A 23,760-nucleotide genomic window follows, 5' to 3' on the forward strand; every position below is an offset into this window, starting at 1 on the left:
GCATCATCAGCAGAGGTCGACAGCTCGCTAATCAGGCTGGCCAGCTCAGGATTTTCCATCAGCTTCTCGCTGATCTCATTGACCCTCGCCGGGTCATGGCCTTTCTTCGGTGACACAGTAGTCATTATCGGTGAAACTCCCTCTCAATCAGAGCCTCACACACAAACATCCTGACACTCTCGGGCGTACCGGTCGATCACAGCACCATCTACCGCTGGGTCCAGAAATACGCCCCTGAGCTGGACAAGCACACTCGGTGGTACCGACAAGTCCCGGATTGGCAGGCCCGGTCCTGGCGGGTGGACGAGACCTATATCCGGGTCGGCGGCAGGTGGTGCTACCTCTATCGGGCGATCACCGCCGGTGGCCAGACCCTGGACTTTTACCTGTCCCCAAAGCGTAACGTCGCCGCAGCGAAGCGTTTCCTGGCCAAGGCCCTCAGATCCAATGCGTCAGCCGGGTCCCCGCGGGTCATCAACACCGATAAAGCACCCTCCCTAGCCAGGGCAATCGCCGAGTTGAAGTCAGAGGGAATCTGCCCGCCAACAGTAGAACACCGGCAGGTGAAATACCTCAACAACATCCTGGAAGACGACCATGGGCGGCTGAAACGGATCCTCGGACCGAAGGGGGCGTTCAAAAACCGGACCTCGGCGTACCGGACGTTGAAAGGGATGGAAGCGATGCACTCATTACGGAAAGGGCAAGGCACGATGTTTGCCTACGAGCAACCGAACCCGGACGCGGTGATCGTCAACCGGGTCTTCGAGACGGCCTGAGAACGCCCACACGCAGCGGCCATCAGGGAATGAGAAACTGAGTCTTCGCTGCTCTCCCCCCCAACTTTGCAACAGCACCCGACAATATCCCATGTCGGGAACGCCCACCGGCACGGTCTAACAGGGATCAAGCGCAAGACGAGCTTCGTCGACCGATTGGTTGTTGCCCGAGGCGAAGTCGCCGTCGATAAGCGGGCGGACGTTACCGCCGTACCGTGACTTCGCTGAGCACGCCGCGGACTTGTCTTTCCCGAAATCCAGGTAGACGGGATAAATGTCATGGCCGTCAACCTGCTTGCGCAAGGAATCGCACTGGCCGGGCACGGTGAACTCCTTGCCCTCCTCACCGTCGGGCCCGACGAAAGCGACAGCTTCGGTCAGCCGCTGGCGAGTGTCGCCGAGCGACGGATCGTCGACGATCGAATCCAGGATCAGGATGTAGCGACCATCGCACTTCGGATAGGAGACCGGGAAGATAGCTTCCCCGAGGCCAACCGACGTGATGTACTCGGCATGGTCGGCGGGGACAGCGTCGCTATCGAACGTGGTGCCGGTGGCGCAGTTGTCCATGTGGGACCGAACCTTCGGACCGATGCCCAGCCTGTCCACAGTTGACTGGTCGTAGCAACCCGACAACAACGCATTCTGAAGCTGACCGTCTTCCGGGATCACCTTCCATCCACCGTTCTCCCAGGTGATCGGGATCAGGTAGTCGCTGGACTTGTGGGCAACAAACGCAAAGTCGCCCTCGCACTCGAGGATTGTCCACCCCAGCGCGTTTCCTTCACCGAGATCTCGCTCGAGCGCGGCCTCAGTACACTCCGGTGCAGACTCTTTGGAATTCTCTTGGGTAGCGGAAATGTCTTCCTCTTCCGCGGCTTCCTCAGTGGTGGAGGGTGACACGGTTGAGAATCCCGGCTCTTCCTCCCCCTCTTTGGAGCAGCCGACAACAGTGACGGCGAGCAGAAGGGCACCGCACACGGCGGCCACGGAGCGGGTCAATGAGCGCATGGGCTCAGACTAACCCGGTTCTCCCTGCAAAGAGGTGCTTTTCGGCGCGAGCCGCGAGGTGGTTTAAGCCTCGGGGCGCACCATCGGGAACAGGACGGTCTCACGGATGCCCAAACCGGTCAGGGCCATGAGGAGACGGTCGATACCCATGCCGGTGCCGGCGGTCGGCGGCATGCCCTGCTCCATGGCAGCGAGGAAGTCCTCGTCAAGAACCATGGCCTCGTCGTCGCCGTCGGCGGCCAGGCGGGCCTGGTCCTCGAATCGCTCGCGCTGGATCACCGGGTCGACCAGCTCGGAATAGCCGGTAGCCAGTTCGAAGCCGCGGACGTAGAGGTCCCACTTCTCGGTCACGCGCGGTTTCTCGCGGTGATCACGGGTCAGCGGGGAGGTCTCGACCGGGAAGTTGATCACAAAGGTCGGCTCATACAGCTGGTCGGAGCACAACTCCTCCCAGATCTCCTCGACGAGCTTGCCGTGGCCCCAGCCCGCGTTCTCCGGAACCTTCAGGCCAATCGCGGCGGCGATGCCCTTGAGCTCATCGACGGTGGAGTCGATCGTCACCTCCGGCTGACCCGGGAACTTCCGCGCCAGCGCCTCATTCAGGGACGGGTACATCTCCAGGACTTTCCAGTCGCCGCCGAGGTCGTAGGAGGTGCCGTCGGCAAGCGTCACCGTCGTTGAGCCGAAGATTTCCTGCGCGCAGAACTGCACGGCGCCCTTGATGGTCTCTGCTCCATCTTTGTAGGTGCCCCACGCTTGGTAGGTCTCCATCATGGTGAACTCCGGCGAGTGCGAGCTATCCACGCCCTCGTTGCGGAAGTTGCGATTGATCTCGAAGACGCGATCAATGCCGCCGACCACACAGCGCTTCAGGTACAGCTCCGGCGCGATGCGCAGGTACAGGTCGATGTCCAGGGCGTTGGAGTGCGTCTCGAACGGACGCGCAGCGGCACCACCGTGCAGAGTCTGCAGCATCGGGGTCTCCACCTCGACGAAATCCAGGCCGGTGAGGTACTTGCGCAGCGCAGCGATGACCTTGATGCGGGTCAGCGCGTTCTTGCGCGCATCGTCACGCATGATCAGATCGGTGTAGCGGTAACGCACGCGCTGCTCTTCGTTCATATCGGCGAAAGCGACCGGCAGCGGGCGCAGTGCCTTCGACGCCATGTGCCAGCTGCTCGCCATCACAGACAGCTCACCGCGTTTCGACGCAATGACCCGGCCCCGCACGGAGACAATATCACCCAGGTCGGTATCGGCCTTCCAGTTCGCCAGCGACTCCTCGCCGACCTCCGCCAGAGAGAGCATGACCTGGAGTTGGGTGCCGTCACCTTCCTGCAACGTCGCAAAGCACAGCTTGCCGGTGTTGCGCTGGAACATGATGCGGCCTGCGACCGCAACCTCATCCTGCGTCTCCTCACCCGGCTCCAGCTCGAGCTCCCCCTCAGTGGTGGAGTACTTCGCACGCAGGTCCTTCAGCGACGTCGTGCGGTCGACAACGACCGGGTACGGCTCATGCCCCTCCGCAAGGAGCTTCTCACGCTTCGCGCGGCGGATCTGTTGCTGCTCTGAAAGGTCCTGGGTAGTCACGCTCTCCTACCGTAGTCGGTTCTGCGAATTGAGTAGTAGTCAGGCAACGTCCAGAATCAGCGCTCGGTCACTCGCGGGTCTTATCGCACATATTGAGGTGGAGGCGCTTGTTCTCTGCGTCCTCACCGTTGACCACGAGGAGGAACCGGCCATCCTGCCCCTGCGGAGCAAGGACATAAGCCGGCGGGCTTTGACCCGCGCGTTCGTACGAGTGCACTTCGCACTCACCCTGGGTGAGAACGATCGGATCCACATCCGGAAGCATCCCGTCACGAGCCTCCACCGTGCCGTAGTCCATGACGCTCACGCCGAGCTGCTTGTCGGCGCAGCGGATCCGGGCGTCCTGGCCCTCCTCCGGTTCCTTGGACGTGCACCTCATCCCCAACCAGCCGCGCTGACCGTTCTCCTCCCCGATGATGCGCGGGAACGCATCCGCGATGACATGGTCCTCCGGCTCCCAGGGCTCACTCTGGTTGTTCCAGAACCACCAACCGCCGGCACCCAGCGCGCCGAGCAACAGGAGAACGCCCAGGATCACCGGCACCGTTTTTCCGCGGCGGGGCTTGTCAGCGCCCTGCACCTGCGGCGGGTAATACCCCGGCGGCGGGCCCGGATACTGTGCCGGATATGACTGGACCGGGTACTGCTGCACGGGGCTGACTGCCTCCGCGTTCGGGTCTGTGTCCGGGTAGTACTGCTTCGGCTTGGGCTTGACCTCCGCCTTAGGCTCCTCATCGGCTGAGGCCTGCGGCGCGTCAGGCTCCGCCGCCGGGGCCGGTGCGACGGGGATGCTGGTGGTTGCAGTCTCGTCCGCCGCCTCGCCAGCCTCGGCCGGGCCGAAATCGATATTGGCCAGTTCGCGCAGGGAGGCAACGTCGATGGTCGGCGCGGTCGGGTCGTCCAAACGGGCGTCGTACAGCGCTCGGCGGCGTTCGTCACCCAGGATTTTCTGGGCTACCTGCAGCTCATCACGCTGGGCGGGGCTGATGTTACTGTCCGCGAGCCGCCAGTCGATCGTCGCGGCGAGACTCGCAGCATCGCGGTCGCGGTCCAACCCGAGCGATGAATAGAAATCATGGTGGGGCATGCATTAAACATACCCCGGCGTTTTACGCGTCAAGGTTTCTAAAACCCACTCCGACCGGCACACCGACGTTGTCGATCAAGCGCACTCCGCCCACGGTCGCAGCAACGAGCAGGCGGGCGTCCCCGACACTAGGCGCTGGGCCGAACGCGAGCGACCGCAGCTCCACATATTCCGGGGTCACACCGCCAGCCTCGAGCACTCCCGACACCGTCTGCAGGATCCGCTCCGGCCCGTCTTCGGCGACATGCGCGCCGGCGGTCAACGCAGCGCCAATGGCAAGGGCCGCGTCCTGGGATTCCGGTGCGACATGCTCGTTGCGCAGTGACATGGCGATGCCGCCGCTGGCACGAACCGTCGGCAAGCTATGCAGCTGGACCTCCATGCGCAGCGCGGTGACTGCGTGCTGGAGCGCGACGAGCTCCTCGAAATCCTTCTCCCCGACCACCACATCCGTCGCGTGCGTGGCGTTGATCGCAGCGACGGTGCGCGTGACGGCGTCAGCGATCGCGTCCGGGTCCTCGAGGTGGTCCAGTTGCGGCGTGATGCGCACCGCCGGATCGAAGCTGCCGTGAAAGACCACGTCCACCCCCTCGCGGGCGAAGTCTGCGGGAACCTCCGCGCCGGAGTAGGTGACTATGACCATGCTGCCCAGCAACGACTTCGCGGCGCGAATCAGGGAAATGTGGCCGGCGTGAATGCCCTCCCCTAGCGGGACGAGCGTGACGCGCTTGCCTGTCTTGCGGAACGCGCGGCCGTAGGTGGCCAGCTGCGCTGGATCGGTGACAACAGTGGCTGTGCCCGGCGTGAACGTCATGGGTCCCAAGCGTACGGGCCAGCGAATGCCGGGCCTACATCGGGCGTTTGCCCAGCGCCCACAACTCTTGGTCCGCGAGCTTGTTGCGCGAGGCGTAGCGGCGCTCCAACGCGGCGTACAAGGTCGCAATATCCGTGCTTTCAATCGCGCCGTAAATCGACTCGAGCTCATCGACGTCGATCGTGTCCGCCATGGGCTCATCCTCTGGGCCCCAAAACTCGACCGCGTCCGGCTCGATCGCGCGAATGTTGCGGCGCAGGATGTTGTAAGCGTCCATGTTCACCTCGTAGGACAGCGCTCGCATCCGCTCTGCGGCCTTGATCGCCGGGCGCTGGCGGTCCTCAATCAGCGTCACGTTGCCGCCGATTTCACTGATGAGCAGGTTGACCACGGACTCACCGACGTCATCCGCCGCCGAAGTCACCCAGTAGTTTTTCCACACCCGGTGCGCCGCCATGACAATCGCGCCGTTGACTTCGAACGGATCGAGCGCCTGCACCCCGGTCTCCACCGCGGTGTGCAGCACCATCTGACCTTTGCGGATCCGCTGCGACATCCCCTCCGCAAGCACCGGAATGGCCCACCAGACTTGCTCGATGACGATGAGGTCGAACGGCTCCAGCGACTCCCCACCGGTAATCGGGGTGGTCCGGTGCCCGACACGAGCCAACTCATCGGCCAGGTCAGTCTTGCCCATGTACCCGACGTGCAGGCGTGGTGCTGGCATTACTGGCCCCTACTGCGCGCGAGCAGCTCAGCAACGGTCAGCGATCCATCGCCGCGCTCGTCTGCGCGACGGCGTCCGCGGGGTTCATCCTGTTCTCTGCGGGTCTCTGCGGCGGCACGCTCTTCGGCTTCTCGACGTTCACGAGCCTCCAACTCAGCCCGCTGCGCCTCCTGCGCCCGAGCCGCTTCCTCACGCTGGCGGCGCTCTAGCTCCTCGCGGTGGCGACGCTGCTCTTCTTCCCGCTGGCGGCGCTTGGCCTCCTCGAGCTGGCGGCGCTGCTCCGCCTCGTGCTGGCGTTGTGCTTCTTCGCGCTGACGGCGCTGCTCTTCTTCCCGTTGGCGCTGCTCGCGGGCGGCGCGCTCGCGGCGCTCAGCCTCAGCCTTTTCTTGCGCCTCGCGCGCAGCCTGCTCGCGCTCGATCTCTTCCTGGCGCTCGCGGATCAGGTCGGTCAGCGGGTTGCGGCCCTCCGGAGCGCGGTGCGATCCGACGCGGCCGGCGACAGCATCCGAGGACGGCGCGCCGAACAGAGAGGAGGAGCCGGGGCCAGTCTGGCGCGCGGTCGCGCGCGGCGGTTCAGGCTGCTCCTGGACGCGGACCGGCTCGATGCGGGAGGTGTCATCCTCTGCACCCGGGCCCTGCCAGCGGCGGGACGGCATCTGCTGTGCTGACTGCGGGTGCTGCTGCGTTGGGCGCTGCTGCTGTGCGTGAGCCCGCGGCGGTTGCTGCTGCGCCTCGGAGCGGACAACGTGACTGGTGCGTGACTCGATCTCCCGGACGCGCCGCGCTTCGGCTTGGAGGGCAGCCGGCTCGTAGCCGAATTCCCGGCCGGAGAGGTCCTCAAGCTGTGCCCGCAGGTTCGCCAACTCTTCGCGGATCTCGCGCAAGATCTCCGCATCGGCGGTGGTAGGCGGGAGGCCTTCGGCGGCACGGTCGGCTTCATTGCGGGCGTTGAGGGCGTCGATTTCGGCGGCGTGCTCGCGACGCTCGGCGTCGAGAAGCGCTTGGGCGGCGTCGCGGTCGTGTCGCGTGCGGGTGACCAGCAAGAAACCGAGGATTGCGGCCCATAGGGCGGCGAGCAGGGCGACCTGGAGCCAGACGGAGGAATCGCTGATCAGCATGATCACAGTTGCAATCAATGCCAGAGCGATCAGGAGCATCATCCACAGATTGCCCCCGTCGCGCGATCGGGTCCGTCCTGCCTGTTCAGTCATGCCCTTTACCTTAACCCGCACCTTCACCCTCATTAGGTGGCGACACTTCGCAGGAACGCTCAAGAATAACACCAGCAACGCTTAAGAAAACTGCGCCTGCGAGTCCCGCGAGCACCCCTGGCGCATCTGCCTCTGCCGCAGCAAGCATATTTATCCGCGGCACCACCCATAATGTGATACCCAAAAACCAGCCGCCCAGTACCGCCCCCGCCCAAGCGCCGGACTTCCCAATCACCAGGAAGTTAGCCACCATCATCGGGTTGAGTTGGGAGCGGTCCAAGCCCACGCGGCCCTCGTCACGCCGGCGGCGCACCATCACCGCCAGGAAGACGCAGAGCGCGCCGACCGCCCACAACGGCAACGCCCACACGATGGACACTGTCTGCCATGAGCCGTAGAAGCGACGCACCAGGATCAGCGCGGCCGCGGCGAAGAACCCCGCGGTTCCGATGAGAGCTGCGATGTCGGTGCGTTTCACGGCTCCACCTTCCGCACCTCGGCGACCTCCGCGGGGGCGAGCGCAGCCAGATGCTTATCGACGTCCCCGCCGACCTCCCCCCACGGCACCAGCACAAAGGCTCTTTCGAAAGCGCGGCGATGCGGCACGGTCAGTTTCTCGGTGGCGCGGGTGATCGGGGCGCCGGTGTCGTCGAAAAGCGCGATGATGTCCACGTCGAGCGTGCGCGGGCCCCAGCGGACCTCGCGCACGCGGCCCGCTTTGCGTTCGAGGCGCTGGCAGCGGGCGAGCAGCTCTTCGGGCGACTCCTCGACCTCGACGATAAGCACTTGGTTGAGGAAGTCCTGCTGCTCCACCCCACCCCACGGCGGAGTGCGGTAGAAGCTCGAGGCCTCCACGAGTTCAGCGGCGAAGTCCTCGGCCACCTTGGCCAGGTGCGCGCGCGAATTCCCCATATTGGACCCGGTGGAAATGACAGCGCGCATCACGGTCAGGCCTCCTCGGCGCCTGCGTGTCCAGGCGCGCCGGGGGTGCTGGGGCGCACCATCGTCGGCATGGACGCGGCGGTCTTGCGGGAGCGGCGGGATGTGACGGCGACGTCGTCAAGCGCAACGCCCACGGGCGCATGCGGCTTGTGCACAGTGACCTCGATGGCGTGGAGCTGGGTGAACTCGGCAAGCGCAGCGTCGGCGATCTCGGTGGCGACGGTCTCGATGAGCTGGCGCGCAGTACCACCCGCGATGTCCACAGCCAGTTGCGTCAACGCGGCATAGTTCACGGTCTGCGTCAGATCATCCCCGGCTGCAGCGGCTGCGAAGTCGAGCCAGCAGGTGATGTCGACGGTGAACGGCTGTCCGAACTCCGTCTCATGCGGCAGGACACCGTGGTTCGCGTGGACCTGAATGCCGGTCAGTTGAATGCGGTCAGCCATTGCTACCTCCTGGGGTGTTCTGCGTGCTGGCGTAGTCTGCGCCGAGACGCCATGCGGCGGCGACATCGACCGCGTCACGCGACACATCGACTTCGTGCACCCGGACGCCCCATGCGCCGAGGTGCGCGCTGATCGCCGTCACCGCGCTCGTCGCGGGATCCGCCAGGCCCGGGTTCGCTTCCAAGCCGCGGTTTGCCCGGACCTCCATGAGGAAACGCTTGCGGGAGGCGCCGACGAGGATGGGCAGGTCCCCGTCGATGAGTTCAGACAGCGCCTGGAGCAGCGCCCAGTTGTCGGCGGCGGTTTTCGCGAAACCAAGGCCCGGGTCCAGCACGATCTGCGAGCGGTCCACACCCGCGTCGACCGCGTTGTCAGTCAGGCGCTTCAGGGTATCGCGCACGTCGGCCACCACGTCTCCGCCGTGATCAGCCGCACCGGCCGCGTTGCCGAATTCGCCGCCATTCAGAGTCCGCCAGTGCATGAGGCACACCGGCAAGCCGGTCTCCGCCATGACGCGGTACATATCACGGTCGGCTAGGCCGCCGGAGACATCGTTGATCATGTCTACGCCAGCTTCGGCTGCGGCAAGCGCCGTCGACGCGCGCATCGTGTCCACCGACGTGCGGATTCCCTCCGCGTGCAGCGCCGCGATGACCGGCTTCACGCGCTCAGCTTCGAGGTCAGCCTCCACGCGGGTGGCACCGGGACGGGTCGATTCGGCGCCGACATCGATCATGTCCGCACCCTGTGCCACCAGGTCCTTCGCATGCGCGATGGCGGCGTCGCGGTCGAGCCACTTGCCGCCGTCTGAAAAGCTGTCCTCGGTGACGTTGAGGATTCCCATGACCATCGTGCGGCCCGGGGTGGTCAGCTCCTTCACCGTGGTCATGCTTTTTACCCCCTGATCAGGCTCAACACTTCAGCACGGGATGCGGCATTGCGCTTGAAACCGCCGCGCACAGCCGAGGTCGTCGTCGTTGCGCCCGGCTTGCGGATACCACGCATGGCCATGCACAGGTGCTCGCATTCAATCACGACAATCACGGATTGCGCCTGCAGCTTATCGACGAGTGCATCCGCAATCTGACTAGTCAACCTCTCCTGCACCTGCGGACGCTTCGCGTACATATCCGCCAGCCGCGCTAGCTTGGACAAACCGGTGACATGACCGTCACTGCCGGGGATGTAGCCGATGTGCGCCACGCCGTAGAACGGCACCAGGTGGTGCTCGCAGGTGGAGTAGATCGGCACATCACGCACCAGGACGAGCTCCTCGTGGTTCTCCGCGAACGTCTTGTCCAGGACCTCCGTCGGGTCGACGTGCAGCCCAGCAAAGACCTCTTCGTAGGCGCGGGCGACTCGGGCCGGGGTGTCCACGAGACCTTCCCGGTCCGGGTCCTCCCCCACCGCGAGCAGCAGTTCGCGCACAGCGGCTTCGGCGCGCTCGCGGTCGAACGCGGGGCGCCCGCTGCCATCCCCGGTGCCGGGCTCGACGATCGGTTCCACTTCTGCATCGCCGGCCAACAGACCAGGATTGACGATCTCGTCGACGTTGTCTTCAGGCTTGGTCACTGTCACTCCTCCGGCTTCAGGGGTCGGGAGTTGCCCGGGTCAGCGTCCGGGCGCGGCAACTGCTGGGTCGGATCAGAATCCTCCGACGTCGGCTCAGCCACGCCAGAGGCGTCCTGGCTCGGCACCGATTCTTCACCCGGCGCATCCTTCTTGTCGTCCCACTGGTGGTCCGGCTGCTCATTTTCCGGGAGACGGAAACCGATCAGCTCCTGCTGCGGCGGCTGGCCCTGCGGGTGCGCGGGGTAAGCGTTCGTTCCCGGGTGCTGCGGCTGCGGCTGACCCTGCGGTGCAGGCTGCGCGGCGCCGAACTGTTCAGTCGGCTGGTTCGGCATGGGCTGGGGCTGTGGCTGAGGTGCCGGCTGCACAGGTGGGACCGGCTGGCCGGGCTGACTCTGCCCGCCAGGCTGGCCAGTGCGTCCGTCGCCGGCGTAGGACCAGTCGGCCGGGGGCTGGGGACCGTCGTAACGCGGGCGGGGTCCCTCGCCGCCGGGGTACGGTGCGGAACCGTTCGGGCCTGCACCATTCTGGCCGTCCTGGTTCTGGCCGCGACGCCAGCGGGAGGATCCACCCTGGTTGTAACGCTTGTTGTAGTCCTGGTCCAACTCAGCCTTGCGCTGCGCCTGTCGGCGTTCGCGTGCCTGCTGGGAAGCCTCGAGCAAGGAGAACTTCTTCGGCGGTTCCTCGCCGCGTTCCTTGGCCAGCTCCACCGGGGTCTTCACCGGTTCATAACCGGCCTGGCGGGTAAAGCGCGAGTCCACGATGGGCAGGTCCGCATCCTGCGGATCGATCCCGTCGAAAATGGCTTCCAAGTCGCCGCGGCGCAGAGTTTCCTTCTCCAGCAGCTTCGAGGCCAGCGTATCCAAGTAGTCGCGGTGCTCCGCGAGGATGGAGTAGGCGCGGGCGTGTGCGACGTCGATAAGCTCACGCACCTCGCGGTCAATGGACTCCGCAACCGCCGGCGAATAGTCCAGCGAGCCGCCGCCCATCGCGCGCGCGAACGGATCGCCGTCCTCGTCGCCGTACTTCACGGTGCCGAGAGTGGAGCTCATGCCGTACTCCATGACCATCGCGCGGGCGATCTTCGTGGCCTGCTCAATGTCGGCCGACGCGCCGGTAGTGGGCTCGCCGAAGACGAGCTCCTCGGCGGCACGGCCACCCATGGCGAAGACGAGGCGGGCATAAAGCTCGTCACGGTTGTACATGCCCTTGTCGTCCTCGGCGGCCGTCATGGCGTGGCCGCCGGTGCGGCCGCGGGCCAGGATGGTCACCTTGTAGACGCGCTCGATGTCCTTGAGCGCCCACGCGGCGAGCGTGTGGCCACCCTCGTGGTAGGCAGTGACCTTCTTCTCCTTCTCGGAGATGATCTTCGACGAACGGCGGGGGCCACCGACGACACGGTCGGACGCTTCCTCGAGAGCGTCGGCAGTGATCACGTTGCCGCCGATGCGGGCGGTGAGCAGAGCGGCCTCATTGAGGACGTTGGACAGGTCCGCACCGGACATGCCGGCGGTGCGCTCCGCCAGGGAACCCAAGTCGACATCGGGGCCGAGCGGCTTGTTCTTCGCGTGAACTTCGAGGATTTTCTTGCGGCCGGCTAAGTCCGGGTTGGTCACCGGGATCTGGCGGTCGAAACGGCCCGGGCGCAGCAGCGCCGGGTCGAGAATGTCGGGCCGGTTCGTCGCGGCAATGAGGATGACGCCTTCGCGGTCACCGAAGCCGTCCATCTCCACGAGCAACTGGTTGAGGGTCTGCTCACGCTCGTCGTGACCGCCGCCGGTGCCGGAGCCGCGCTGACGGCCGACTGCATCAATCTCGTCGACGAAGATGATGCACGGCGAGTTCTCGCGAGCTTGCTTGAACAGGTCGCGCACACGGGAAGCACCGACACCGACGAACATTTCCACGAAGTCCGAACCGGAGATGGAGTAGAACGGCACCCCAGCCTCACCTGCGACAGCGCGCGCCAACAGCGTCTTACCGGTGCCGGGCGGGCCGTAGAGCAGCACACCGCGCGGGATCTTCGCGCCCAGCTTCTCGTAGATCTCCGGGTCCTGGAGGAAGTCCTTGATCTCCTGTAGCTCGTCGACAGCCTCGTCCGCGCCGGCGACATCGGCGAACGTGTTCGTCGGCATGTCCTTGGTCAGCTGCTTGGCGCGCGAGCCACCGATGCCGAACATGCCGCCACCCGCCTGCATGCGGTACATGAAGAACATGATCAAGCCGAAGATGAGCAGCATCGGCAACATGAAGCCCAACATCGACAGCAGGAAGGAATCCTGCGTCACGTTGGTGGTGTAGGTCTCCGTCTCCGACTCGCGTACCGCGTTGAAAATGTCCGGAGTCGTGCGCGCCGGGTACTGCGCCTGCACAGACTCAATGCCTTCGCGCTCCTCGACGGTGATGGGTTCACGCAGATCCAGGCGAACACGCTGCTCACGGTCATCGATCTGAGCTTCTTCGACGTTATTGTCCGCCAACTGCTGCAACGCGATAGAGGTATCTACCTCGACGTAGTTGCGAGACTGATCACCGATCAAGGTGGTCAGGTACAGCAGAATCAGCAGGACGGCACCGATGATGCCGTAACGCACGACCAGTTTGTTATTCATCTAGCCCTTTTGCTTGGTGGGGAGGGGGTGAATGGTTTCTAGCTATTACACCCTACTCACGGGCTGGACATTAAATTCCCGGGCGGAACGTTCGCTCACAGCGTCGCCGTGAACGACAGATCAAATCTCGACGGATTCCGGGCCTTCTTCACGCGCAGGAACCGGTTCTTCGCCCACATCCGAATAGACCCGCGGGTGCAACGTGCCGATGTACGGCAAATCGCGGTAGCGCTCCGCATAGTCCAAGCCGTAACCGATGACGAATTCATTGGGGATGTCGAACCCGACGTCGAAAAGCTCCACCTGCGCACTCTGCACCTCAGGCTTGCGCAGCAGCGTGACCACCCTCAAGCTCTTCGGCTGGCGGCCCTTCAAGTTCTTCATCAGCCACGACAGGGTCAGGCCGGAGTCGATGATGTCCTCCACGACCAGCACGTCGCGGCCGGAGATCTCCTTGTCCAGGTCCTTCATAATGCGCACCACGCCCGAGCTGGTGGTCGAGTTGCCATACGAGGACACGGCCATGAACTCCACCTGCGCCGGAATCGACAGCGCGCGGGCGAAGTCAGTGAGGAAGTAGACCGCGCCTTTGAGCACGCACACGAGGATGAGGTCATCGTCGGCGTCCCGGTACAGCTCGGAAACTTTGTCCGCCATTTCCTGGATGCGGTGCTGCAGCTCCTCCTCCGGGATGAGCACTGCCTCCACGTCGTTGCCGTAACGGTGGTCCGAGACGTTGAAGTCCTTCTTGTCGTGCAAGTCAGCCATGTGCGCTATTGTGCCAAAACTCTGGGCGAACGACCCACTATTAGGCGGGAGAAAGTTGGCTAGCTACTCAACGTACAGCCGCCCGTTCGCCCGCCCCACCCGCGCGCCGGCGACATCGACAGGCCCTTGCCCGCGCCACTCAACGCACAGCCTATCGACGCTTCCTACCTGCCCCCCACCCAACTCAACCCCGTAAGTCCGTAGCCACGCCCTGATGCGGCGCTGCCGAATCGGAGCGGGGTCGGCGGCGAGTTCAGCACAGTCGTTCGTCGGGCTGAGGTCGTAAGCCGCGTCAATGAGCGCGTTGTCAGCGGCGATCCGCTCTGCCGTTTTGGCCAGCGGTGCAGCGGCGTCCCCGCCGATGAGGTCACTGAGGGCGGGGATGATGGACTTTCGGACGGCTACTCGCCGATAAGCGGTGTCGTCGTTCATCGGGTCGTGCCACGGTTGCAGCCCCAGTTCGTCGCAGGCACCGGCGGTATCCGCTCGTCTGATTTGAAGGAACGGCCGCACGAGACGGCCTCCGGCTGTTTCTGTCACCGCCGGCATCCCCGCAGGGTTTCCGCGCAGAGCACCGAGGAGCAGGGTTTCGGCCTGGTCGTCGAGAGTGTGGGCAACCCACACGTCGCTGCCGTCCGCTGCTGCCTCAGCAAATAACGCCTGGTAACGAGCCTCACGCGCAGCGGCTTCGACGCTTTCCCCCGGCGCAGTCTCCACCTCGACCCGCGCAATTGTGGCCGGGACACCGAGCTTTTCCGCTTTCGCCCGCGCCTGCTCCGCCACGCTTGCCGTCCCCTCCTGCAACCCGTGATCCACCACCACCGCCCGCACATGGCAGCCTTCCGCCGCCGCAGCAGCCACCAATGCCAGAGAGTCGGGCCCGCCAGAGAGGCCGATGATGGCGGGGTGCGCAGCGTCGGTGTGAGGTCTCGCGGCATCGGTGTGAAGGCGCACAGCACGCCGGCAAGCGAGGAAGTGGGGTGAGACCCGCGGCCAAAACGGTTCAGTCGGTGGCATCAGTCCGCCCCCGAACCCGATTGACTAGAAACAAACGACTGGAATGTTTCATTTGGGCTCATATTTCCGGCATTCTAGTCACCTGTTTCTAGCTAACCGGGATTTTGCGGGGCGCGGAACGGCGCCCGCCCCAGCGCGGCCCGCACCGCTGCCCCCGCGCCCCTGCCCCGCGCCGCCCGGCTAGTATTCCCGCAGCGTAGAGGCGAACTGGTCGAGGGCGGCGCGGGCAGCCAGGACCTCGGAGTCGTTGCTGATCATCGCGAAGGTGTACACGTTGCCCGCTTTGGAGGTGACGGTGCCCACCAGCGCGGACGTGCCTGTCAGCGTTCCGGTTTTGGCGTGGACCCAGCCACGGCCGGAGAGGTCGCCGTACCTGTCGATAAGTGTGCCGTCACCGCCGGCGACAGCCAAAGTGGTTAGCAGGTCGCGCAGTTCGTTGGTGGAGGTGGCGCGCACCATGACGTCGTCAAGCAGGCGCGGAGGGATGAGGTCAAAGCGCGACAGACCCGACGAGTCCGCGAGCGTGACTCCATTGATGTTGAAGCCGTGCTCCGTGAGCGCATCGAGCGTGGCCTGTGGCGATGTACCTCCGCGTGCGCGGGCGATTTCGCGGCCGATCGCTTCCGCCATGACGTTGTCGGAGTCCTTCATCATGTCGCGCAGACGCTCGGTCAGCGGCGGCGACTCGACCGTGGCCACGACTTCGCCGTCCGCTGACGCAGGACCGAAACCGACGGTCTCCGCCCCCACGCGGTCGGCAATGCTTTGCGCGACGTCGAGCGCCGGCGTGTGCGTGCGCGGCACGTCACCAACCGGCTCACCGAGGCGCCCGCCGTGCACCATGATCGGCTCCATCGGCGCGATGTAACCGCCGTCGATGTCCTCCGGGTCCCAGCCCGGCATGAACGTCTCCTCGGGCCAGATGCTCTTGTCCACGTACACGGCGGATGCGGAGCCGACCTTCGCCGCGAGTTCATCTACGTCGCTCGGCGTGAGCCACACGTCGCCGGCTGCCTTGATCGTCACGGCGTCGCCTTGTCGCAGGACCTGCGTCTTCACCGTCGCATCCGGCTCCAGCGTGTACAGCGCAGCGGCCGCGGTGAGCAGCTTCGTCGCGCTTGCGGGCTGCAGCGGCTCACCCGCACGCTGCTCAAAGACGGGCTCCCCTGTCAGACCGTCACTGATGCGCACGTGCAGCGTCCCCAGCGCGGGATTCGCAGCTTGCGCCGCGAGCTTATCGACGAGCTCCGCCCCATCAACCCCCTCCGGCGATGCCTCCTGCACTGCGAGCGGAGCAGGCTGCGCCATGCTGTAGGCCGGCGCGTGGGTGAGATCCCCCAGCTCGTGCTGCACCCACACACCGGTGCCGGCCACTCCGACGACGGCCGCCAGCGCTGCCGCGCCGACGGCCCACGGCCATTTCTTGTGCTTCTTGTCGCTGCCCATCAGAGACTGATGGTATCGCGACAGAGGCTATTTACTACTTAGAGCCCTTGTACAGGACCAGGAGGCTGCTGAGGAAGGCCCACACACGGCCCCAAGCCAGCGCGGCCTCATCCTTCCTCGCGTCGCCGTTGTCCGAGCCCTTGTTCGGCTTTGGCTTCTCCGGTGCCGGGGCAGGCTTCTGCTCAGGTGCAGGCGCTGGTGCCGGCTTTTGCTCCGGAGCCGGTGCAGGCTTGTCTGCCGGAGGAGGCACAGGAGCGCCCGGTGCAGGCGCTTCCGGTACCGGTGCCGGTGCCGGTGCTTCCGGTGCCGGAGCCGGCGGAGCGGGCGGGACAGGCGGTGCCGGCGCTGCGGAGCTCTTCATCTCGCGGACGCTGCTGCCGAGGATCTGCGCGAAGTCGTAGTTGTAGTGATCACCGCCCACCAGCTCCAGCGTGGTGTTGTCGAAGCCGGTCCGCTTGTACTCGGTTTCAGAACGCTCCGCTGCGTGGCGGGCAGAGAAGGTGGGCTGGTCCCGCAGCCAGGTGTCATGGTGCCCGACAACCCAATCCAGTTTCGTGCCTTCCTTGCCCGGCGCCGGCGGATTAACGGAATATCCGCCGATGCTGCCTCCACCGATCATGGTGAAGGAGGTGTTGTTAGGCACCCATGTGGTCTCGTCAAGCATCAGGTGGCGGCCGATGAACTCGGCTCCGCCGGAGTATCCGGCAACCTCGATAGCTGGGGTCTGCAGCGTGTTCAGGTACTCGCGCACGGCGTCGCACCAGGAATCGACATCGCGGGTTCGCCACCAAGAGTCCTGGTTGTTCGGCGGGAGCAGGAACAGACTGTCGACGTTCTCGTTCTTGACTTCGTCAACAATACCCTGAATGAAGTGGCTATCCGGCGTGGTGTAGCGGCGGGTGCCGTCACCATTCAGGAACACGAGCGTTCCCTGATTACCCTCGGATGCTTTGATGACGGGGATGGTCACCCCGTTGGAGGCGGTGAAGTAGTTGACGTCGTTTGCAGAGGCGTTTGGCGTAACCACCAAAGACAGCGCGACGGTGGTTGCAGCGGTGAGAGCAGTCAAACGTTTCATCGGAGCAAGAATCCTTATTCTGGGTTAGGAAGATTCAGTCATAAGATAAATCCGACGTTAAAATTTGGCAACTGACTGATAACGGCTCAATCGCTCGGCCTGCAGGCTTCGCACTCGGACCGGCTGGTCAACCTCCGCCCACCCATGCGAAAGTGCACACTCCCCACTTAGCGAACTGATTTCTCGGTACTCCTAGTGGGGAGTCCTCTTCTCCGTGCTTTTACACTGCGCTACATCGACGCACCGTGACCGCTCCCGCCAGCATGAGCACCAGCCCACACAGCATCTGCGCGTAGACACCGTGACCACCGGTCTTCGGAAGGGTGCCACTCTTCGTGTTGGCGACCTTCATGGTCACCTGGACCTCGTTGCCAACCGTGGTCTGACCGAAGTGGGTCACCGGGAACGTCTCGATCCTGTCCGGGTCAGTCACTTCCCTGCCCGTGCGATCATCCTTACCTGCGAGGAGGTAGAGCTTCGTGAGCTCTCTATTCCCTTCCTTTGCTGTAGCGACGCGAAAGTACACCGGTTCGCCGAGCATGACATAACCGTTGTCGGCTGGTTTCGTTTCCCGTAACTCGTAACGTCCGGTGGCGAGCTTGTCCCAATGGAACTCATCTTTGCCAGCACCTGGAACCGTGATCGGCTTCTTTTCACCTGCGTTGTCCTTGTCCAGCCCAGTAAGCGTGAACTGGGCACCGTCAAGGCTGATGGAGTTGTCCGTGGAATCAACCTTGTTGAGCTTGAACTTGAACGGCTGCCCGGGCGGCTTGGCCTGGTAGTACACGATGCAGTGGGCTCCTGAAACTGGAACATTGGTCAGTGAGAAGTCATTTGTCAGACCACCGTCAATCGTGTTCTTCGGGTACTGGGCGGGGTTTTCCCCAGCGGGGAGATTATTCACCGCCACCGGGTTACCCCTAGGGTCGAAGCACTGTGCGCGCTTGCCGCCCTCAGCATCCATGCGGACCCAGCCTTCTGGAATCTTCGAAGGGTCCTCGCGTATCACGACCTTCGGATAGGTAGCTTGCTCCTCCAGAGAAAACTCCGAAACGTAGTTGTCCCTGCGCTTGTTCCAGGCACTGGGAACCTTGTCTTCGGTTGTTACATCACGGCTTGGGGGTGTCTCCTCTGAGTGGAACGACCATTGGCCAGACACCGTCTCCTCATTCGTCCCTCGAGTGTTTTCCGGCGTGGGACGCACATTCGGATCTTCCCCTTCATAGAAACGGCGCTCGACCGTAATCGCACATGTATTGAGGGAGTTGATGATTGCCTGCTGCATGACTTCACTGTCTTCAAACTGGGCGAAGTCAGCTGCACGGAGATTGCGTTCGCCACCCCGGTATCCACGTCCACCAGAAATTGACTTCAAGTTTTCGTCAGAAACAGCGAGCTGATCGTTTCGGTTGGTGATCACACCCGTCCACCTAGACGGAATGCCAACGGCCACAATGCGCGTGCCTTGAGCTTTCACCATGTTCGCTGCACCAATAGCCCCTTCGATGTCACGAAACTCTGTAGCAGCACCATCAGGCGTCAGAAAACCTCCACCTGCGTTGGTATTGCCAAACGCGTCATCTTTTCGAACAGTTGGATTGCCGTCGGTGATCATGTACACGACGTCGTATTGGTTACTGGGATTCTGCTCGTTATATTGCGCTACTCGATAAAGAGCTTCCTGCCAGTTAGTGGCCTGGAGGGTGTCGGGAAGTTTGTGTGTGAGGCTCTGATTGAGAGGGAGTTTCACCGATAATGACTACTGTGTCACCAAAGAAAGGCCACGACCCGAGCAGGGTCAACGAGATCAGCGAGAAGCTGATGGAAAATCCTGAGCTGGCCAGCCTGATTAGCGAGCTGTCGACCTCTGCTGATGATGCAAGCGAGCTGGTCAAAGGCCTGTTGCAGGCGTCGATCAACGCTGGTCTGCAGGCGGAGATGGATGCCCATTTGGGCTACGGTCACTCCGGTCGGAAGGCTAAAGCCCAGCTGGATGGTACTGGTGGCGGTAACTACCGCAACGGGTCGTACACCAAGACCGTTAATTCTGGCTACGGCGAGGTGGATGTGACCATGCCCAGGGATCGTGCCGGCACGTTTGCTCCAAAGATGGTGCCCAAAGGCTCCCGTCGGCTCACAGAGCTCGACGACATGATTATTTCCCTGTACGCGGGCGGGATGACGGTGCGCGATATCCAGCATCATCTCGCCACCACTCTGGGGGTGGACATGAGCCCCGATACCATCAGCACCGTTACCGACGCGGTGTTGGATGAGGTGCTGATCTGGCAAAACCGCCAGTTGGATGAGTTCTACCCGGTGATCTTCCTCGACGCGCTACGCGTGAAAATCCGCGACGGTCACCGCGTGGTCAACAAGTCCTGCTACATGGCTGTTGGCATCGATATCGACGGCATCAAGCACATCCTGGGGCTATGGATCGCTGATAACGAAGGTGCAAGCTTTTGGGCATCCGTGTGCGCTGATCTGGCCAACCGTGGGGTGCAAGACGTCTTCATCGTCTGCTGCGACGGGCTCAAAGGCCTGCCCGAAGCCGTGGAGGCAACCTGGCCGAATTCTATGGTGCAGACCTGCATCGTGCACCTGATACGGGCAGCGAATAGGTGGGTGTCCTACCAAGACCGCAAAGGTGTCTCCCGTGCGCTACGTGAGGTCTACACCGCACCGAACGAAGACACCGCTCGTGCCGCCCTAGACGCGTTCGAGGCCTGTGAGCTGGGCCGGAAGTACCCGCAGTCGGTGAAAGTGTGGCGTGATGCCTGGGATCGTTTCGTGCCGTTTCTGCAGTTCCCGCCAGCAGCCCGCAGGGTGCTCTACACCACGAACGCGATTGAATCGCTCAATGCTGAACTGCGCAAAGCTACCCGCAACCGCGGCCAGTTCCCCAACGACACCGCGGCGTTGAAGACGCTGTGGCTGATGATCTGCAACATCGAAGACAAACGCGCTGCCCAGCGAGCGAAGAAAGCGAAGCGCGACATCGAATGCAATGGCTATATTGAAGGAGCGAAAGCCACCGGGTGGAAACAAGCCATCAACCAACTAGCCGTGGCACACCCCAACCGATTCGCCGACTACTTGTAAACCAAACCCCCACACACAAACAAACGGACACTCTCGTGGCCTGCCCCTCACGTTCGGTGGGAATAGCAAGCCCATCTACCCATTTCTTAATCGCGGCTTGACCGCTTTGCGTGCTCACACTGACCGGAGAACTGAGGTTGGATCCATTTCGTTTAGCGGGTGAGTTCTCAGCGAAGTTGAACAACCCAAGATTCGTATCAGTGCCCTGCAAACGAGAGGCCACGGAGTTGACTACACCCTTAATCGTTTTAAGACCTTGCGATCCCATACTTCCGGAAAGGTCAACGACTAGCGCTACATTCAACCCGCAGCGTTCGGGCATAGCCGGATTATCGCGCACCTGCTGGATAACGCCGAGGGAGCTTCGGTGGTTTGATCCGTTGCCTTGGACCTCGTACATGAATGCTGCTGAGTTGCCTGTGCCCTGCCAGTCTGCACCGTAGCCAGTGTTGCGCGAGCGGGTGACGTTGACCCCTGAGTAGAACGTGGACCCTGGCGTTAAGTTTGGGGTGGCGTAGATGTAATGCATAGCCTCCCCGGTGCTCGTGAAAGAGTTACCCGAGCCACCGATTCTCACCAGTGGTTGCGCCGTGTAACCCGGCGAAGCTTTAGACATGCCAATCCAGTAGTAGGGTCGAGCATCCCTACCGGTAGCGGGAATATCGAAAACACACTATCCGTTAGCATCAGCGGTGCACGTTGCCCATGGCTCGTTGATCGGAACGAGGGGGTCAGCGCTCGTCATCTCAGAGTGAGCCTCCGAATTGCCGAACCTACCGTCGCGCGGTGCGTAAAGCTGCAACTGCGCCCCCTCGCCGGCAGTGAAGCCGTAGGTACTCGGAAGTCGTCCTGGCACACGCGTGGCACCGTTGCCGTTCTGCTCCCAGTATGCTGCGTTTCGGCCGGAGGGTCCGTAGATCTGATCGCCACCGACCTGGACGACCACTCGCACGTGGCCTTCCGGCACAGTCCCATACTCCGGCGCCAGACGCGCTCCCGAATCAACGGCAAGCGCTGCACTGTTCAGCGTGAAAGCATCAGCAGAACCTGTGTAGAGCTCCCACTTGTACCTTCCGTCTACCGGAGTTTCTTCCGGGAGGTGCACCGTCATGGAGACTGTGAACGATTGGGGCAGGTCAATCCCGTGGGTGTCGACAGTGATCAGGTCACCAGTGACATCACTGGGAATGTCGACCTCGTAGTCGATACCGGCTTCCGCGTAAGAATCTAAGTCCGGATACTCGAAAACCTCAGCCTTGTCGTCAGTGAGAGGCACCCCGTTCACGGTGATGTCCTCAACCCACTGAGTGGGAACATCGTACTGGTTACGGACAAACGAAAGGCTGTCCAGGGAAACAGTCTGGTCGGGGTCCGGAAGGCCGGTGACTTCAATCTCCGAGCGCAACTCGAACTTCCGGGTGCCAGCCTCACTGGCTCCGACGTGTTTGAACGTGGTGTCGGCGCTTAGGGAGGATGCGTCGTTAAGCGTCTGCGCACCTTGAACTTGAGCAATCCTCCCGTCGGCCCGCTCCTGTAACCACGGAGTGTCGAGCGGGCTGGGTGACAGCTCGGCTTCGTCGTCGGGATGTGGTTGAGCATCAGCATTCGTCTCGCCGGAAACTGGGGCGGGCACGGCATCCTGCTCAACCGCCAGGTCCTGGGCTTGTACCGGGGCCAGAGGCATGACAAGGGCAGCAGTAGCGACGAGAGCCGACAGCTTCACCGCCGTCTTTCGGCAAAGGTTCTTCAACTGCGCTTCTTCCTCTTTGACATGAACACTCCGAGACCGAGGAGGATCAGGCCCGCAATGATGCTGAGCACCACATTCGCGCCGGTCGATGCCCCTACGCCTCGCGGTAAGCGCGGTCCGTCTTCAAATGGTTCCTCCGGCGGCTGTCCCGGAACTGGGTTCGATGAAGTTGTGGGGGTCTTGTTCGGCGGCGGTGCACCCGTGGTGGTTGTTGGCGGTGTGGTCGTTGTTGGCGGCACCACTGGTGGAGGAGTCGAGGTGGGCGCCGGCTTCACGACGACAATGTTCTCGTGCTCGAACTCCTCCCCCATAGCGTCGGCCACCGGGAGCACGACCCAGCGCGGCGACGAGGTGAGATAGTTGTGCTCGGTATCCGGCCGGATCTCTTCGAGGAGGTACAGGCCGGGTTTGAGGTCCGTGAACGTTGCGACGCGTCGACCGTCCGTCTTCTCCCTCGCGACCTCGTAACGGTTGATCGCATCCCATTCCTCTTTGGAGCGGGCGCGACTGGCTTCTTTGCGCCCCTCATCCGTGGTCACGTCAAAGTCAGGCGCCAGGTAAAGCACGAAGGTGATGCCGGTGAGATCGCCTGGAGGGAGCGCTCCGGGGACTGGATCATCGAAGGCGTTGAACCCCTTCTTGCGCACTTCAAGCGTCATCCGTTCATCGGCGCTGACCTGCGATCCGTTCAAGGTCTTGTCGTTGCCGGTGACTGGTCGAATCTGCGCCTCTGCGACCCCGCTAGACACCGCGCCCAACGCGATCATCACACACGCACTGAGCGCCAACCCTCTAGATTTCATCGTCCGACTCACTGTCGACGCCGGCTTTAGCCTTTGCAGCCTGCTTCTGCTTGCGCAGCCACCACATGATTCCGATCATTGCTGCGGCCGCAATCGCGAGGATGAGCCACATCCACCACTGCATGAACTTGGTCGATTTGTCGAACACGTCTTCTTCCGACGGATCCATCGGCACTCGGTGCGCATGCACGAGCAGTCGGTGCGTGTTGACGCCGTACGGGGTACAGGTGATCAGTGTCAGCAGGTCCTCCCCGTCGCGGGCCTTCAAACTGTCGGTTTCGTCCGGCAGCACGACCTCGATGTTGTGGACCTCGTACTTCATCGCGCGTCCGAGGGTGTTGATATAGATCGCGTCGCCTTCCTTGACGTCAATCAAGTTGTCCCACAGCGTCGCGTTGGTCAGGCCGGTGTGACCGGTCAGCACGGTGTGGTTGCCTTCCCCGCCAACTGGAAGCGCGGAGCCGAAAAGGTGGCCGATGCCCTTTTGCAGCACCTCTTCAGAACTGCCGTGATACACCGGCAGGTTAGAGTCAATCGCCGGGATAGCGACCTGGGACATGGCCGGGTAACCACTGAGTTCCTTCAGATAGTCCTGGTACTCGACGTTGTCTTTGGAAATGCGCGCGAGCCACGGGTCGAGGATTGGCCCGTCGGTGTGCGTCTCGTTGTAGTAGCGGGCGGATTCGAGGGCGCGCTCCATGGCACCCGGGTCCTCCTGTTCACCGTCCTGAATGTCGCTTTGGTACTCATCGACGGCGCGCTGCTGCAGCCAGTTGTTCCATTGCGTCGCGAAAACTGGGTACAACAGTACCGCGAGTCCGAGCAGCATGATGAGCAGCGGCATGAGTACGCGGCGGCTTGCTGCCGGCGTGGCCGCACCTTCCTGGGGTGCGCCGCTTTCCGGCTGGCCTGAATCGACCGGTGCCAGCGAGGACATTGACTCTCCTTCCAGAAGATGGGTGGGGATACTTTGTTTTCGCTTATCGACGCCTCCCCACGTGGGTG

Annotated in this window: 22 protein-coding genes and 2 pseudogenes; 2 read left to right on the plus strand and 22 right to left on the minus strand. The window is 63.1% G+C overall.

Annotation, left to right across the window (positions count from 1 at the left end; all coding sequences use genetic code 11):
• Positions 1-125: pseudogene (locus KBX18_RS08185) on the minus strand (IS256 family transposase); the annotation flags it as partial.
• A gap of 42 nt (positions 126-167) precedes the next feature.
• Here KBX18_RS08185 and KBX18_RS08190 point away from each other — a divergent pair.
• Positions 168-779, plus strand: a pseudogene (locus KBX18_RS08190) (IS6 family transposase); the annotation flags it as partial.
• A gap of 117 nt (positions 780-896) precedes the next feature.
• Here KBX18_RS08190 and KBX18_RS08195 read toward each other — a convergent pair.
• From KBX18_RS08195 to KBX18_RS11890, 17 genes are all read right to left on the minus strand, one after another.
• The gene (locus tag KBX18_RS08195; RefSeq protein WP_255995587.1) at positions 897-1,790 is read right to left on the minus strand and encodes a hypothetical protein; all 894 of its coding nucleotides are present in this window, start codon (positions 1,788-1,790) and stop codon (positions 897-899) included.
• A 63-nt stretch (positions 1,791-1,853) separates the two neighbouring features.
• Positions 1,854-3,380 carry a lysine--tRNA ligase gene (gene lysS / locus KBX18_RS08200; protein WP_255995588.1) on the minus strand — a complete coding sequence of 509 codons (1,527 nt, stop codon included), beginning with the start codon at positions 3,378-3,380 and terminating at the stop codon, positions 1,854-1,856.
• A gap of 67 nt (positions 3,381-3,447) precedes the next feature.
• Positions 3,448-4,467, minus strand: a complete 1,020-nt coding sequence (locus KBX18_RS08205) for a hypothetical protein (RefSeq protein ID WP_255995589.1) — start codon at positions 4,465-4,467, stop codon at positions 3,448-3,450.
• A gap of 22 nt (positions 4,468-4,489) precedes the next feature.
• Positions 4,490-5,281 carry a pantoate--beta-alanine ligase gene (locus KBX18_RS08210; protein ID WP_255995590.1) on the minus strand — a complete coding sequence of 264 codons (792 nt, stop codon included), beginning with the start codon at positions 5,279-5,281 and terminating at the stop codon, positions 4,490-4,492.
• A gap of 34 nt (positions 5,282-5,315) precedes the next feature.
• Positions 5,316-6,008, minus strand: a complete 693-nt coding sequence (locus KBX18_RS08215; protein WP_255995591.1) for a hypothetical protein — start codon at positions 6,006-6,008, stop codon at positions 5,316-5,318.
• Positions 6,008-7,219, minus strand: coding sequence for a DUF6779 domain-containing protein (locus tag KBX18_RS08220; protein WP_255995592.1), 1,212 nt, complete (start codon positions 7,217-7,219; stop codon positions 6,008-6,010). The genes KBX18_RS08215 and KBX18_RS08220 overlap by 1 nt, the downstream gene beginning before the upstream one ends.
• A gap of 10 nt (positions 7,220-7,229) precedes the next feature.
• Positions 7,230-7,697 (minus strand): DUF3180 domain-containing protein, encoded by a 468-nt coding sequence (locus KBX18_RS08225; protein ID WP_255995593.1) that lies wholly within the window; start codon positions 7,695-7,697, stop codon positions 7,230-7,232.
• Positions 7,694-8,161 carry a 2-amino-4-hydroxy-6-hydroxymethyldihydropteridine diphosphokinase gene (gene folK / locus KBX18_RS08230; RefSeq protein ID WP_255995646.1) on the minus strand — a complete coding sequence of 156 codons (468 nt, stop codon included), beginning with the start codon at positions 8,159-8,161 and terminating at the stop codon, positions 7,694-7,696. The genes KBX18_RS08225 and folK overlap by 4 nt, the downstream gene beginning before the upstream one ends.
• A 5-nt stretch (positions 8,162-8,166) precedes the next feature.
• Positions 8,167-8,607: a dihydroneopterin aldolase gene (gene folB / locus KBX18_RS08235; RefSeq protein WP_255995594.1), complete on the minus strand. Its 441-nt coding sequence runs from the start codon at positions 8,605-8,607 to the stop codon at positions 8,167-8,169.
• On the minus strand, positions 8,600-9,496 hold the full coding sequence (gene folP / locus KBX18_RS08240) for a dihydropteroate synthase (RefSeq protein ID WP_255995595.1): 897 nt from the start codon (positions 9,494-9,496) through the stop codon (positions 8,600-8,602). Before folP ends, folB begins: the two co-directional genes overlap by 8 nt.
• Before the next feature lie 5 nt (positions 9,497-9,501).
• Entirely contained in the window at positions 9,502-10,104 is a 603-nt protein-coding gene (folE, locus tag KBX18_RS08245; RefSeq protein WP_050748861.1) for a GTP cyclohydrolase I FolE, read from the minus strand.
• A gap of 77 nt (positions 10,105-10,181) precedes the next feature.
• A complete protein-coding gene (ftsH, locus tag KBX18_RS08250; protein ID WP_255995597.1) occupies positions 10,182-12,788 on the minus strand; it encodes an ATP-dependent zinc metalloprotease FtsH in 2,607 nt (868 codons plus the stop codon).
• Positions 12,789-12,908: 120 nt separating this feature from the next.
• Complete coding sequence (gene hpt, locus KBX18_RS08255) at positions 12,909-13,556, minus strand: hypoxanthine phosphoribosyltransferase (protein ID WP_255995598.1); 648 nt, start codon at positions 13,554-13,556, stop codon at positions 12,909-12,911.
• 63 nt (positions 13,557-13,619) lie between these two features.
• Positions 13,620-14,573 (minus strand): tRNA lysidine(34) synthetase TilS, encoded by a 954-nt coding sequence (gene tilS, locus KBX18_RS08260; protein ID WP_255995599.1) that lies wholly within the window; start codon positions 14,571-14,573, stop codon positions 13,620-13,622.
• Positions 14,574-14,753: 180 nt separating this feature from the next.
• Positions 14,754-16,019 carry a D-alanyl-D-alanine carboxypeptidase/D-alanyl-D-alanine-endopeptidase gene (dacB, locus tag KBX18_RS08265; RefSeq protein ID WP_255995600.1) on the minus strand — a complete coding sequence of 422 codons (1,266 nt, stop codon included), beginning with the start codon at positions 16,017-16,019 and terminating at the stop codon, positions 14,754-14,756.
• Positions 16,020-16,053: 34 nt separating this feature from the next.
• Positions 16,054-17,097 (minus strand): hypothetical protein, encoded by a 1,044-nt coding sequence (locus KBX18_RS08270; protein WP_255995601.1) that lies wholly within the window; start codon positions 17,095-17,097, stop codon positions 16,054-16,056.
• Between the two features lie 220 nt (positions 17,098-17,317).
• On the minus strand, positions 17,318-18,847 hold the full coding sequence (locus KBX18_RS11890; RefSeq protein ID WP_255995602.1) for a SpaA isopeptide-forming pilin-related protein: 1,530 nt from the start codon (positions 18,845-18,847) through the stop codon (positions 17,318-17,320).
• A gap of 5 nt (positions 18,848-18,852) precedes the next feature.
• Between KBX18_RS11890 and KBX18_RS08280 the strand changes: the two genes are divergently transcribed.
• Positions 18,853-20,202, plus strand: coding sequence for an IS256 family transposase (locus tag KBX18_RS08280; protein WP_255995603.1), 1,350 nt, complete (start codon positions 18,853-18,855; stop codon positions 20,200-20,202).
• Here KBX18_RS08280 and KBX18_RS11895 read toward each other — a convergent pair.
• Genes KBX18_RS11895 through KBX18_RS08295 form a run of 4 tightly spaced genes read right to left on the minus strand, consistent with a single transcriptional unit; the run spans position 20,153 to position 23,692 of the window.
• Positions 20,153-20,818, minus strand: a complete 666-nt coding sequence (locus tag KBX18_RS11895) for a vWA domain-containing protein (RefSeq protein ID WP_370687238.1) — start codon at positions 20,816-20,818, stop codon at positions 20,153-20,155. The genes KBX18_RS08280 and KBX18_RS11895 overlap by 50 nt on opposite strands.
• A 57-nt stretch (positions 20,819-20,875) precedes the next feature.
• Positions 20,876-21,952: a hypothetical protein gene (locus tag KBX18_RS08285; protein WP_255995604.1), complete on the minus strand. Its 1,077-nt coding sequence runs from the start codon at positions 21,950-21,952 to the stop codon at positions 20,876-20,878.
• On the minus strand, positions 21,949-22,755 hold the full coding sequence (locus KBX18_RS08290) for an LPXTG cell wall anchor domain-containing protein (RefSeq protein ID WP_255995605.1): 807 nt from the start codon (positions 22,753-22,755) through the stop codon (positions 21,949-21,951). The genes KBX18_RS08285 and KBX18_RS08290 overlap by 4 nt, the downstream gene beginning before the upstream one ends.
• Positions 22,745-23,692 (minus strand): class C sortase, encoded by a 948-nt coding sequence (locus tag KBX18_RS08295; protein ID WP_255995606.1) that lies wholly within the window; start codon positions 23,690-23,692, stop codon positions 22,745-22,747. Before KBX18_RS08295 ends, KBX18_RS08290 begins: the two co-directional genes overlap by 11 nt.
• Positions 23,693-23,760 lie beyond the last annotated feature (68 nt).

Source organism: Corynebacterium sp. CCUG 69979 (genome assembly GCF_024454095.1).
Classification (GTDB): domain Bacteria; phylum Actinomycetota; class Actinomycetes; order Mycobacteriales; family Mycobacteriaceae; genus Corynebacterium; species Corynebacterium genitalium.